Source organism: Hymenobacter coccineus (assembly GCF_001816125.1).
In the GTDB taxonomy this organism is placed as follows: Bacteria; Bacteroidota; Bacteroidia; order Cytophagales; family Hymenobacteraceae; genus Hymenobacter; species Hymenobacter coccineus.
On the sequence record NZ_MDZA01000054.1, the window covers coordinates 1 to 12067 of the forward strand.

Genomic DNA, 12067 nt, shown 5'->3' on the forward strand with positions numbered 1-12067 from the left:
CCGGCGGCCTGGCGGCCGCCGTGGGTGTACACGGCCCAGGCTTCGTCGGCGGGGCCCTGGGCGGCGGCGTTGGTCTGGCGGGCGTCCACGGCCACCACGATGCACTGGCTGCCGAAGCGCCGGGCCAGCGCGTCGATCAGGCCCGGTTCGCGCAGCACCGAAGAATTCAGGCTCACTTTGTCGGCCCCGTTGAGCAACAGGGCCTCCACGTCGGCCACGGCCCCGATGCCCCCGCCCACGGTGAAAGGAATGTTGACCTCGCGGGCCACGTTGCGCACCAGCTCGATCAGGGTACGGCGCTTTTCCACGGTGGCCGTGATGTCGAGCAGCACCAGCTCGTCGATGCCCTCCTGGGCGTAGCGGGCGGCCAGGGCCACGGGGTCGCCGGCGTCGCGCAGGTTCACGAAATTCGTGCCCTTGACGGTGCGGCCGTTCTGCACGTCGAGGCAGGCAATGAGGCGTTTGGTGAGCATCGGGCAGGAAAGGTTAAAGCGGGGTGGTTCGGATAATGGTACAGACTACAACAAAAGCACAACGAAAACTACCCCACCGGGGCCCCCACCCCGGCGTAGGTCCGGCCGGTAATAGTTTGCCAAACGGCCGGCAGCGGCACCAAACCGGTCAGTTCCTGAACGTGGGCCAGCGGCCGGGGGGCCCCGGTGCGGTTCAGCCACACGGGCCGGATGCCCACCCCCAGGGCCCCCAGCACGTCGGCCGTCCAGTTGTCGCCCACCAACACCGCTTCGGCCGGCCGGGCCCCCAGCCGCGCCAGGGCCGCCTGGAAAATGCGCGGGTCAGGTTTCGGCACACCCACGTCTTCGGAGGTAACCAGGGCATCGACCAATGGCTCCATGCCCAAATGACGCAGTTTATCCACTTGTTCCACCGTGCGGTTGTTGGTCACGATGCCGATGCGGTAGTGCGGCTTCAGGGCCTCCAGCAGCGCCAGGGCCCCGGGCAGCGGCCGGCGCAGCTGCTGGTAGCGCCCGTAGTGGGCTTGCGCGACGGCCGGCGCCTCGACCGCCCCCACCCCATAGGGCCCCAGCAGGCGCTCGAACCGCAGCTGGCGCGCCTCCTCGTACGTATAGCGCCCGGCCAGCAACTGCGCATGGATCTCCTCCAGCAGCTCGCTGTAGTGCTGGTACAGAGCCTCCGGGTCGGCTGCCTGCAAGCGCGCATCCGCCGCCGCCGTGGCAGCCAGCGCCGCCCGGGCCGTGCCGATGTGGTCAAACAGCGTGTCGTCCAGGTCGAACAACACGGTGGTCAGCGGCACGGGCGGGAACAAATGGGATAACGAGGTAGCCATGGCGGCAAAAAATTAAAGCTCATCGAATACTCCGGTGACACCCGCCGCCAACAGACAACTTGACAGGGTACTCAAGACGACGGATTGATGAACCGAGGCAACATGAAAAATCACGTAACATTCTCTCTCATCAACCTTGATGACGAAGTCTTCCGGCCATTGTTTCCTTATGGTATTACCGAAGGCATAACTACCAGTGGCGGGCTGTCTGTCAATAACGGTGAGCGGCAACGCAACACGGGTTTCAAAACACCGCAACACGTCATCACCGTTAGGCAATCGTTGACTAAGTTGATTGACCGGTATTTGGAGCGCAAATTTGTATCCCATGAGCTAGAGCACTAACGCGCCAGCTCGCCCCGCAATTCCGCTTCCGTAATCGTGCCCTCGTACAGCGCCTTGCCGATGATGGCCCCGGCCATGCCCACCGCCCGCAGCGCGGCCACGTCGGCCACGGTCGTGACGCCGCCGCTGGCCACGAGCTGCGCCGCGGGGTACTGCTGCCGGAGCGTCGTATAGGTGGCGGTGGCGGGGCCCTGGAGCTGGCCGTCGCGGCTCACGTCGGTACAGATGAAGGTGGTGGCCCCGGCCGCCAGGTAGGCTTCGATAAAGGCCGGTAGCGTTTGGGTGGATTGCTCCGTCCAGGCGCTCACGGCGATGTAGTCGCCTTTGAAATCGGCCCCGATGATGATGCGCGCGGCCCCGAACCGGGCCAGCCACTCCCCACCAGCGCCGGGTCGCGGGCGGCAATGCTGCCGGCCGTGAGCTGGGCCGCGCCCGCCGCAAACGCCTGCTCAGCCGCCGCCGTGGTCTGGATGCCGCCGCCAAAGTCGATGTGCAGGCCCGTGTGCCGGGCCAGGCGCTCGAGCACCGCCAGCTGGCGCGGCTCCCGGGCCCGGGCCCCGTCGAGGTCCACGAGGTGCAGGCGGGTGGCCCCGAGCTGCTCGAAGTGCTGGGCCTGGGCCAACGGATCGGCGGAGTAGGTGGTCTGGCGGGCGAAGTCGCCGCCCGTCAGGCGCACGCACGCGCCGTTGATCAGGTCGATGGCGGGGATAAGGTCCATATTTTATTAAGCTGTTGGCCGACAGCTGTTAGCTGTTAGCTTTTTTTGGGAGGCCGGCGGTGGCCGTTTTAAGTCGCACCGACGGCAAATAGCTATTCGCTACCGACTCAGGACTACAGGTCGCCGTGCAGAAAATTGCGCAGGATTTGCTCGCCCACGGGGCCGCTTTTCTCGACGTGGAACTGCATCCCGTAGAAGTTGCGGTGGCGCACCCCCGCGCTGAACGGCATCCCGGCCGGGTAGCTGGCCTGGGCAATGGTGTAAGCACCCACCGGGGCGTAGTAGCTGTGCACGAAGTACACGTAATCGGCCGCGCCGGGGGCCCCGGTATCCGCCGCCGGGGCCCCCGCCAGCCCCGCAAACAGGGGCCCTTGCAAGTCGTGGAGGTTGTTCCAGCCCATGTGGGGCACCTTGTGGGACGCGTCGGGGGGCGTGAAGCGCACCACCTCAAAAGGCAGCATGCCCAGCAGCTCGGTGCCGCCGGCGGGGCCCTCGGCGCTGTGGCGGCCCAGCAACTGCATCCCCAGGCAGATGCCCAGGAACGGCTGCGTGAGCGTGGGCAACACCTCGTGCAGACCAGCGGCGCGCAGCGCCGCCATGGCCGACGACGCCTCCCCTTCACCCGGAAACAACACCTTGTCAGCCGCCCGCAGCACGTCCGCCTCGTCGGTCAGCACCGCCTTCACACCCAGGCGCTCCAGGGCAAACAACACGGACTGGACGTTGCCGCCCTGGTAATTCACAACCGCTACCATAAACAAATACGTAATAAAAACTAACTAATCTATGCGCAAATGTTATAATTACATTTGTGCATAGATGAGCTCAATGCTACAAAATGCCCTTCGTGCTTGGAATGGCCGAGCTGGCGTCGCGGGCCACCGCCATTTTAATGGCCTTGGCCACGGCCTTGAAGATGGCTTCGATCTTGTGGTGCTCGTTGTCGCCCTGGCAGGCAATGTTGAGCGTGGCCCGGCTGGCGTCGGTGAAGCTTTTGAAGAAGTGAAAGAACAGCTCCGTAGGCAAATCCCCCACTTTCTCGCGCTTGAAATCCGCGTTCCACACCAACCACGGGCGGCCCGAGAAGTCAATGGCCGCCTGGGCCAGGGCCTCGTCCATGGGCAGCAAAAAGCCGTAGCGGGCCAGGCCGCGCTTGTCGCCGAGGGCCCGGTCGAAGGCCTGGCCCAGCGCCAGGGCTGTGTCTTCCACGGTGTGGTGCTCGTCGATGTGCAAATCACCTTTTACCCTTATGGATAAATCGGAGCCGCTGTGCTTACCCAATTGTTCCAACATGTGATCGAAGAAGCCCAGCCCGGTGTGAATGTCGGTCTGGCCGGTACCGTCCAGGTTGAGGCGGATTTCGATCTGGGTTTCGTTGGTGTCGCGCTGCACCACGGCCACCCGCGCCGGGTAGCGCAGAAAGCGGTAGATTTCGTCCCAGTCGGTGGTGCTCAGCGCGGCTTCCGCGTCCGGCTCGGCGTTGACCAGAATGGCCCGGGCCCCCAGGTTGTGGGCCAGTTGCACGTCGGTGCGGCGGTCGCCGATGACGAACGAGCCCGCCAGGTCGTAGCCGCTGGCCGCGCCCAAGTACTGGCCCAGCATGCCGGTGCCGGGCTTGCGGGTGGGCAAGTTATCGGCCGGGAAACTGCGGTCGACGTGCTCGGCGGCGAAGCGCACCCCCTCCCCTGCCAAAATATCCAGCATCAGCTGGTGGGCGGGCCAGAACGTGTCCTCCGGGAAGCTGGCCGTGCCCAGGCCGTCCTGGTTGCTCACCAGTACCAGCTCGTAGCCGGGCAGCTCGCGGGCAATGCGCGCCAGGCCGCTGATGGCCCCGGGCACAAACTGGAACTTGTCGGGCGTGAGGCCGTCAATTTGCTGGCTGGGCTGCGGCTCCACCAAGATGGTGCCGTCGCGGTCGATGAACAGGGCCTTCTTCAAATCAATTAACATTTAACAGGTATCATTTAACAAGCACGACGAGCCCGTGCAACAAGCCTGGGGCCCCAGCGTCAGGCGTTGCCCACCAGGGCCCCCAGGCCGGCGTCGGCCGCGGCGGGGTGCTCCTCCCCGATGGCGCGCAGGGCGGCGGCGAGCTGCTCGTTTTCGGCGGGCGTGCCCACGGTCAGGCGCAGGCAGCCGGCGCAACCCGGCTGGGTGGTGCGGTTGCGCACCACGATGCCGCGGGAACGCAGCGCGTCGTACACTGCCGTGGCGTCGGGGCGGAAGCGCACCAGCAAAAAGTTGGCGTCCGACGGGAATACGTGTTCGACCACGGGCAAATCCTGCAATTCTTCCGTGAGCCAGGTGCGGCCGGCCAGGATTTGCTGGCGCAGGCCCGGCAGGTGATCGGCCTGGCCGAGGGCGGCCAGGGCCAGCTGCTGGGTATTTTCGGAGAGGTTGTAGGGCGGCTTGATTTTGTTCAGGTAGCCGATGATGTCCGGCGAGGCGTAGGCCACACCCAGGCGCAGGCCGGCCAGGCCCCAGGCCTTGGAGAAGGTCTGGAGCACCACCAGGTTGGGGAACTCGGCCAGGCGGGCGGTCCAGCTCGGGGCCCCGGCGAAGTCGCCGTAGGCCTCGTCCACCACCACCAGGCCCCGGAACCGGCGCAGCACCTGCGCCACGGCGGCGGGGTCCAGCAGGTTGCCGGTGGGGTTGTTGGGCGAGCAGAGAAAGGCGATTTTGGCCGTGGACCGGGCCAGCTGCTCCACGGTTTCGGCGCTCAGCTGGAAGTCGGGCGTGAGCGGCAGGCGCTCCACGCGCACGTCGTTGAGGTTCGCGGCCACCTCGTACATGCCGTAGGTGGGCGGCAGCACGGCGATGCTATCCTGGCCGGGCACGCAGGTGAGGCGCACGAGCAGGTCAATGGGTTCGTCGGAGCCGTTGCCGAGGAAAATCTGGGCCGGCGCCACGCCCTTGAGCGGGGCCAGCGCCGCCTTCACGGCCCGCTGCTGCGGGTCGGGGTAGCGGTTGAACACCCGGTCGCCGACCGAGCCGAAGCTGTTCTCGTTGGCGTCGAGCATCACCGCGGCCGCGCCCTCAAACTCGTCGCGGGCCGACGAGTACGGCTGCATCCGGCGGATGCTGGGCCGCACCAGGGCCCCCAAGTCAAAAGGTGGTGCTTGGGGCGCGGGGCTTGGCGCCTGGGTGGTTTCGGGCGCGGGGGCCCCCGGCGCCGCTGGCGCCAGGCTTTCGCGGCGCAGGGCCACGGCGCGGGCGTGGGCGTGCAGGCCCTCGGCTTCGGCCATCGTTTCCACCACCGGGGCCAGGGCCTGCACCCCGGCGGCGGTGAGGCGCTGGTAGGTAATTTTCTTCACGAACGCATCGAGCGACACGCCGCTGTACTGCCGGGCGTAGCCACTGGTGGGCAGCGTGTGGTTGGTCCCGGAAGCATAGTCGCCCACCGCCTCGGGCGTAAGGTGGCCCAAAAACACCGAGCCGGCGTTGGTGACGCCCGCGGCCAGGGCCTCGGGCTCCGCCACCGCCAGGATCAGGTGCTCGGGGGCGTACTGGTTGGAGAACTCCAACATCTCGGCGGGGCCCGCCAGCAACACGGCGCGGCTCTCAGCCAGGGCCCGGGCGGCCACGTCGCGGCGGGGCAGCGCGGCCAGCTGAGTTTCGACTTCCGCTTGCACCTTGTAGAGGATGTCTTCCGAATCGGTCAGCAACACCACCTGCGAGTCGGGGCCGTGCTCGGCCTGCGAGAGCAAGTCGGCGGCCACGAAGGCGGGGTTCGCGCTGGCATCGGCGATGACGAGCACCTCCGAGGGCCCCGCCGGCATGTCGATGGCCACGCCGTAGCGGGCGGCGGCCAGCTGCTTGGCGGCCGTCACGTAGCGGTTGCCGGGCCCAAAAATCTTGTCCACCGCCGGCACCGAGGCCGTGCCCAGCGCCAGGGCGGCCACCGCCTGGGCCCCGCCGGCCTTCACCACCGTGGCGATGCCCAATAGCTGGGCCACGAACAGAATCACCGGGCTCACCGTGCCGTCGGGCTGCGGCGGGGTGCACACCACAATTTCCGGGCAACCGGCCAAGCGGGCCGGCACGCCCAGCATCAGCAGCGTGCTGAAAAGCGGCGCCGAACCGCCCGGCACGTACAGCCCCACCCGCTGCACGGGCACCGACCGGCGCCAGCACAGCACGCCCGGCTGGGTTTCCACGGGGGCCTCCACCACCCGCTGGGCGGCGTGGAAGGTTTCGATGTTGGCTTTGGCCTGGCGGATGGCGGCTTGCAGCGCGGCCGGCACCAGGGCCCCGGCGGCGGCCAGTTCGGCGGCGCTCACGCGCAGGTCCGTCACGGCGGCGCGGTCCAGCTCCTGGGCTAGCTGGCGCAGGGCGTCGTCGCCCCCGGCGGCTACCTGGGCGAAGATTTCTTGCACACGGGCGGCCACGGCCGGGCTTTCGGCGGCGGCGGCGCGGGCCAGCAAGGGGCCCCAGGCGGCGGGTTCGGGGAAGCGGTAGGTTTGCATAATTCCGGCGGAATTTTTAGTTAAAAGTTAAAAGTGAAGAGTTAAAAGCTGCTAACAAGGCTCGGTTTTAACTCTTCACTTTTAACTTTTAACTCCGTTTAGGCAATCATTTTCTCAATCGGCAGCACCAAGATGCCTTCGGCCCCGACGGCCTTGAGCTGGCTGGTGATGTGCCAGAAATCGTCTTCCTGCACCACCGACTGCACCGACACCCAGCCGGCTTCGGCCAGCGGCGTGACGGTGGGCGACTTGATGCCCGGCAGCAGCCGGCGCACCTCGTCGAGGGCCCCCACCGGGGCGTTGAGGATGATGTACTTGCTGCGCTTGGCCCGGCGCACGGCCTGCATCCGGAACTGGAGCTGGTCGAGCAAGTCCTGCTGCTCGGCGCTGAGGTGGGGCTGGGCGATGAGCACGGCCTCGGAGCGGAACACGGTTTCGACCTCGCGCAGGCCGTTGCCGAGCAGCGTCGAGCCGCTGCTCACGATGTCGCAGATGGCCTCGGCCAGCCCGATGCTGGGCGCGATTTCCACCGAGCCGCTGATGGTGTGCAGTTGGGCCTGCACGCCGTGGGCGGCCAGGTAGCGGCCCAACAGGTTGGGGTACGAGGTGGCGATGTTCTTGCCCTGCAAGGTGGCCACCGACTCGTAGGCGTCGCCGCGGGGCACGGCCAGGCTCAGGCGGCACTTGCTGAAGCCCAGGGCTTCGACCTGCAAGTGGGCCCCGTCGGCTTCTTCGAGCACGTTCTGGCCCACGATGCCCAGGTCGGCCACGCCGTCCTGCACGTAGCCGGGGATGTCGTCGTCGCGCAGGAACAGGATTTCGAGCGGGAAGTTGGTGGCCTCGGTCTTGAGCTTGTAGGAGCTGCTGAGGAAGCTGATGCCGCACTCGCGGATGAGCTGGAGCGAGTCCTCGCTCAGGCGGCCGGACTTCTGAATGGCTAAACGGAGCATAGAAAACTTGGTAAGCGGCGGCCCGGTGGGGGCCCCGCCCAGGCCGCTGCCAACGGCTTGCATAACCCATTTGAGCAGCGCAAATTTTTCCGAGAAATTACGGGAATGTGAACAAAAAAGGGGCATTAAAAAGCGTCAGTGCTTATCTTCGTTAATAGCCGCCGCCCATTCTAGTCACCTGCCTTAACTACACCATGTCTTCACAAACCCTGGCCGCAGCCCCCGAACGGGTGGCGACGCTCAAGCACACCCTGAAAGAAGTATTCGGCTATGGCCAGTTTCGGGGCACCCAGGAGGCAGTAATTCACAACGTGCTGAGCGGCAGCAACACGTTCGTCATCATGCCCACGGGGGCGGGCAAAAGCCTCTGCTACCAGCTACCGGCCCTGGTGGTGCCGGGCACGGCCATCGTCATCTCGCCGCTTATCGCCTTGATGAAGAACCAGGTAGACCAACTGGGGGCGTTCGGCGTGAACGCGCAGGTGTACAACTCGACGCTCACCAAGACCGAGATGACGCGGGTGCGCAAAGACGTAATGAACGGGGACGTGCGCCTGCTCTACGTGGCCCCGGAGAGCCTGACGAAGGAAGACACCATCGCCTTTTTGCAGAAGACGGCCATCTCGTTCGTGGCCATCGACGAGGCCCACTGCATCTCGGAGTGGGGCCACGATTTCCGGCCCGAGTACCGCAAGATTCGCGGCATTATTGACAACTTAGGCGGCAACATTCCCATTATTGCCCTCACGGCCACGGCCACGCCCAAGGTGCAGCTCGACATCCAGAAAAACTTGCAGATGGACGACGCGAGCGTGTTTAAAACCTCGTTCAACCGCACCAACCTCTATTACGAAGTCCGGGCCAAGCACAACACCAAGAAGCAGCTGATCCAATACGTAAAGCAGCACAAGGGCAAAGCGGGCATTATTTACTGCCTGTCGCGCAAGAAAGTGGAAGAAATTGCGGAGCTGTTGCGCGTCAACGATGTGCGAGCCCGCCCCTACCACGCCGGTCTCGACCCGCACACGCGGATGAACAACCAAGACGCGTTCCTCAACGAGGACTGCGACGTGATTGTGGCCACCATCGCCTTCGGCATGGGCATCGACAAGCCCGACGTGCGCTTCGTGATTCACTACGACGCGCCTAAATCCATCGAGGGCTACTACCAGGAAACAGGCCGCGGCGGCCGCGACGGCCTGGAAGGCAACTGCCTGATGTTCTACAGCTACGACGACATTCTCAAGCTCGAAAAGTTCAGCAAGGACAAGCCCGTGACCGAGCGCGACAACGCGCACCAGCTGTTGGCCGAGATGACGAACTACGCCGAAAGTTCGGTGTGCCGCCGCCGGCAGCTGCTGCACTACTTCGGCGAGACGCTGGAGCAAGACTGTGGCTTTTGCGACAACTGCAAGCACCCCAAGGAGCGGTTTGAGGGCAGCGAGGCCGTGGGCCTGGCCCTGCGCGCGGTGGTGCAAACGGAAGCCCGCTTCAACCTCAACCACGTGGGGCAGGTGCTGTTGGGCCTCAACAACCCGCACATTGAGAGCTACGCCCACAACGCGCTGCCGGTGTACGGCCAGGGCAAGGCCCTGGGCGACGCCCAGTTCTGGCACTCGGTGCTGCGCCAGTGCTTGCTCAACGGCTTCATGGAGAAGGACATTGACAGCATCGGGCTGGTGCGGATGACGGAAAAGGGCATGGATTTTATTGAAAATCCGCAGGCCATCACCCTCACGAAGGACCACAACTTTGAGGCCGAGCAGAAGGCCGACGAGGACAAGGAGGAGGAGCAGCACGCTGCCGGCCACGACGAGGCGCTGTTCGGGCAGCTCAAGGAGTTGCGCAAGCAAGTGGCCAAGCAGAAAAACCTGCCGCCCTACGTGCTCTTCCAGGACCCCAGCCTGAAGGAGATGGCCACCACCTACCCCACCAGCCTGGCCGACCTGACGCATGTGGCGGGCGTGGGCCAGGGCAAAGCCCAGAAGTTTGGGGCCCCGTTCGTGGCGGCCATCAAGAAGTACGTGGAGGACAACGACATCGAAACGGCGTCGGACGTGGTGATTAAGTCGGCGGTGAACCGCTCAAAAATCAAAATCTACGTCATTCAGCAAATCGACAAGAAGACGATGCTGGAGGACATTGCCTCCTCCAAGGGCATCAGCATGGCCGAGCTGATGGAGGAAATCGAGCACATCTGCTACGCCGGCACCCGCCTCAACATTGGCTATTACCTGGGCGAAATGGTGGACGAGGACAAGCAGGACGAGATTTACGACTACTTCATGACGGCCGCCACCGACAACATCGCCGTGGCCATGAAGGAGTTGGGCGACGATTACTCAGAGGAGGAAATACGCCTGGTGCGCGTCAAGTTCCTGAGCGAAGTGGCCAACTAAGGACCACAGATTGAACGGATTTTTTTGGGGTTCCGCTCTTGGCGGTTTCCCTCTGGGACTTATGACGCAGTTGGTTGGTTTGGCGCAATACAACGAGCTGACGCATAAAATAATTGGTTGTGCGATGACGGTGCTCCGCAAGCTGGGGCCTGGGTTTCCAGAGGTGGTTCACTGGCGTTCGTTGGCCAATGAACTTTTTAAGTAGGGATTGAAGGCCGAGCGGGAAGTAGAATTGCCCATTTATTACGATGACGAAAAAGTCGGCTCCCGCAGAGTCGACTTTTTCGTTGATGGGCGGGTACTGGTTGAAATGAAGGCCGTGGCTACTATTCTGCCAACTCACCATGTACAGGTTATCAATTACCTCGAAGCGTTCAAAATCCCGGTTGGCCTCTTAATAAACTTCGGCACTTCCAGCCTCGAATTCAAACGTTTCGTAAAGTCAGCTAGGCAGCAAGGGCCTGTACGACCCAATAGAAGCGGAACCCAAAAAATTCGCTAAATCCGCTGAAAATCCATTAAATCTGTGGTCCTGTGTGGATAGTTTTTGCGTTGTTAGCGGCCTTGGTCACGGCCATCGTGGTCACCTTGTCAAAGGCGGGTATAAAGAACGTGCCACCCAGCCTGGCCTTCGCCGTGCAGTCGGTGCTGATCATTGTCGTGGCGTGGAGCACGGTGGCGTGGCAGGGCCTGTGGCCCGAAATTGAGCGCATCGAGCGCAAAACCTGGTTGATTTTGGTGGCCGCGGGTGTGCTCACGGGCGTGTCGTCGCTGCTCTCCTTCAAAGCCCTGTCGCTGGGCGAAGCCTCGCGGGTATCGCCGCTCACCAGCTTGGCCCTGGTGTTTTCGATAACTCTGGCCTTCATCTTCCTGAAAGAGAAGCTAAACTGGCAGATAGTAGCCGGCGCCGTCCTAATGGCCGGCGGCGCCGTCCTCATTGCCCTGTCGGAGCCGGCTAAATAACGGCTGGGGGCCAGCTGGGGGCCCTAATCGCCGCCGCCCAGGGGGCAGCCGGCGCACGGGCCGCCGGGCGCGGGGCCCCCGAGCAGGGCCTCGGTTTCGAGCAGCAGGGCCGTCATTTCCACCAGCTCTTGCAGTTGGCTCATTTCGGGGTGGGTGAACACCAGGGCCAGGCGGTCGGCGCGGGTGCGCAGGGCCACGCAGCGGGCCCCGGCGTCGACGATGGGGCGCTGGGCGGCCTGATAGGCGGTGGCGGCCACCGCCTCGCGGAAATCTGCGAACTCGGGCGAGGTGAGGGCCATGGCCACCGTGCCGAAGCACAGGTGCAGGTAGCCGGTGCGCGGGCAGCGCACGCAGTACCCGAACTCGTTGTGGTGCAGAAACTTTGCCATTGCAATCAGCGCTATTTTTAGGTGTTGGTCGTCAATTGCCAGCCGCGGGCAACCCGTTTGCTTTTACAGCGCGGCTACCAGGGTCCGCCACGCCGCCAGCTCGGGCGCACCCGGCTTGCGCTGGCCAAACATGAGCAGGAGGTTGCGCCCACGGGCGTCGAACAGCTCCAGCGAGGTCACCACGCCGTCGGCGGTGGGCTTTTGCACCACCCAGCTTTCGGCCACGTCCTCTAGCTTGAGATGAAGGTTGAAATCGGGGTCGAGCACGTTCAACCAGGGCCCCGTGGGCACGATTTGGTGCGCCGGGCCGGTATGAATCTGAATGCAGCCGCGGCTGGCCACGAACAGCATAATGCCCAGCCCCTGGGCCGCAGAGGCGCGCAGGGCCCCGTCGATGGCGGCGGTGGGCACGCGGCGCAGCAGCTCGGGGGGCCCCAGGCGCAGGGCCTGGGGGCGGCTCACCCCAACTGGCGCAGCAGCCCGAAAAGGCGTGCGTGTCCTGCATGCCGCGCCACGCGGCCCGGAAGCCGG

11 protein-coding genes and 2 pseudogenes are annotated in these 12067 nt (G+C 64.6%); 3 read left to right on the forward strand and 10 right to left on the reverse strand.

All coding sequences use genetic code 11. The features are described from left to right. The 8 genes and pseudogenes from hisF to hisG all read right to left on the reverse strand — a co-directional run. On the reverse strand, positions 1-473 hold a 473-nt coding region (hisF, locus tag BEN49_RS04310; RefSeq protein ID WP_239691813.1), incomplete at its 3' end, for an imidazole glycerol phosphate synthase subunit HisF. 68 nt (positions 474-541) lie between these two features. After that, positions 542-1306, reverse strand: a complete 765-nt coding sequence (locus BEN49_RS04315; RefSeq protein WP_083325764.1) for an HAD family hydrolase — start codon at positions 1304-1306, stop codon at positions 542-544. 12 nt (positions 1307-1318) lie between these two features. Continuing rightward, positions 1319-1636, reverse strand: a complete 318-nt coding sequence (locus BEN49_RS26580; protein ID WP_125916505.1) for a hypothetical protein — start codon at positions 1634-1636, stop codon at positions 1319-1321. A gap of 11 nt (positions 1637-1647) precedes the next feature. After that, positions 1648-2369: pseudogene (locus BEN49_RS30775) on the reverse strand (1-(5-phosphoribosyl)-5-[(5-phosphoribosylamino)methylideneamino]imidazole-4-carboxamide isomerase). A gap of 113 nt (positions 2370-2482) precedes the next feature. After that, on the reverse strand, positions 2483-3124 hold the full coding sequence (gene hisH, locus BEN49_RS04330; RefSeq protein ID WP_070741276.1) for an imidazole glycerol phosphate synthase subunit HisH: 642 nt from the start codon (positions 3122-3124) through the stop codon (positions 2483-2485). 76 nt (positions 3125-3200) lie between these two features. Beyond that, positions 3201-4307, reverse strand: coding sequence for a bifunctional histidinol-phosphatase/imidazoleglycerol-phosphate dehydratase HisB (hisB, locus tag BEN49_RS04335; protein WP_070741290.1), 1107 nt, complete (start codon positions 4305-4307; stop codon positions 3201-3203). Between the two features lie 71 nt (positions 4308-4378). After that, on the reverse strand, positions 4379-6835 hold the full coding sequence (gene hisD / locus BEN49_RS30395; RefSeq protein ID WP_317040387.1) for a histidinol dehydrogenase: 2457 nt from the start codon (positions 6833-6835) through the stop codon (positions 4379-4381). A 98-nt stretch (positions 6836-6933) separates the two neighbouring features. Beyond that, positions 6934-7785, reverse strand: a complete 852-nt coding sequence (hisG, locus tag BEN49_RS04350; protein ID WP_070741295.1) for an ATP phosphoribosyltransferase — start codon at positions 7783-7785, stop codon at positions 6934-6936. A 194-nt stretch (positions 7786-7979) separates the two neighbouring features. On the opposite strand from hisG, the gene recQ reads away from it, so the two are divergent. From recQ to BEN49_RS04365, 3 genes and pseudogenes are all read left to right on the forward strand, one after another. Beyond that, on the forward strand, positions 7980-10184 hold the full coding sequence (recQ, locus tag BEN49_RS04355; RefSeq protein WP_070741278.1) for a DNA helicase RecQ: 2205 nt from the start codon (positions 7980-7982) through the stop codon (positions 10182-10184). Positions 10185-10245: 61 nt separating this feature from the next. Further along, a pseudogene (locus tag BEN49_RS04360) lies at positions 10246-10686 on the forward strand (GxxExxY protein). A gap of 32 nt (positions 10687-10718) precedes the next feature. Next, a complete protein-coding gene (locus BEN49_RS04365) occupies positions 10719-11147 on the forward strand; it encodes an EamA family transporter (protein ID WP_070741281.1) in 429 nt (142 codons plus the stop codon). Positions 11148-11170: 23 nt separating this feature from the next. Here the strand turns inward: BEN49_RS04365 and BEN49_RS04370 are convergent, their stop codons facing one another. Both BEN49_RS04370 and BEN49_RS04375 read right to left on the reverse strand, forming a co-directional pair. Further along, positions 11171-11536: a DUF6686 family protein gene (locus BEN49_RS04370; RefSeq protein ID WP_070741284.1), complete on the reverse strand. Its 366-nt coding sequence runs from the start codon at positions 11534-11536 to the stop codon at positions 11171-11173. 63 nt (positions 11537-11599) lie between these two features. Continuing rightward, positions 11600-12067: ChuX/HutX family heme-like substrate-binding protein (locus BEN49_RS04375; protein WP_317040388.1), on the reverse strand; the 468-nt coding region annotated here is incomplete at its 5' end.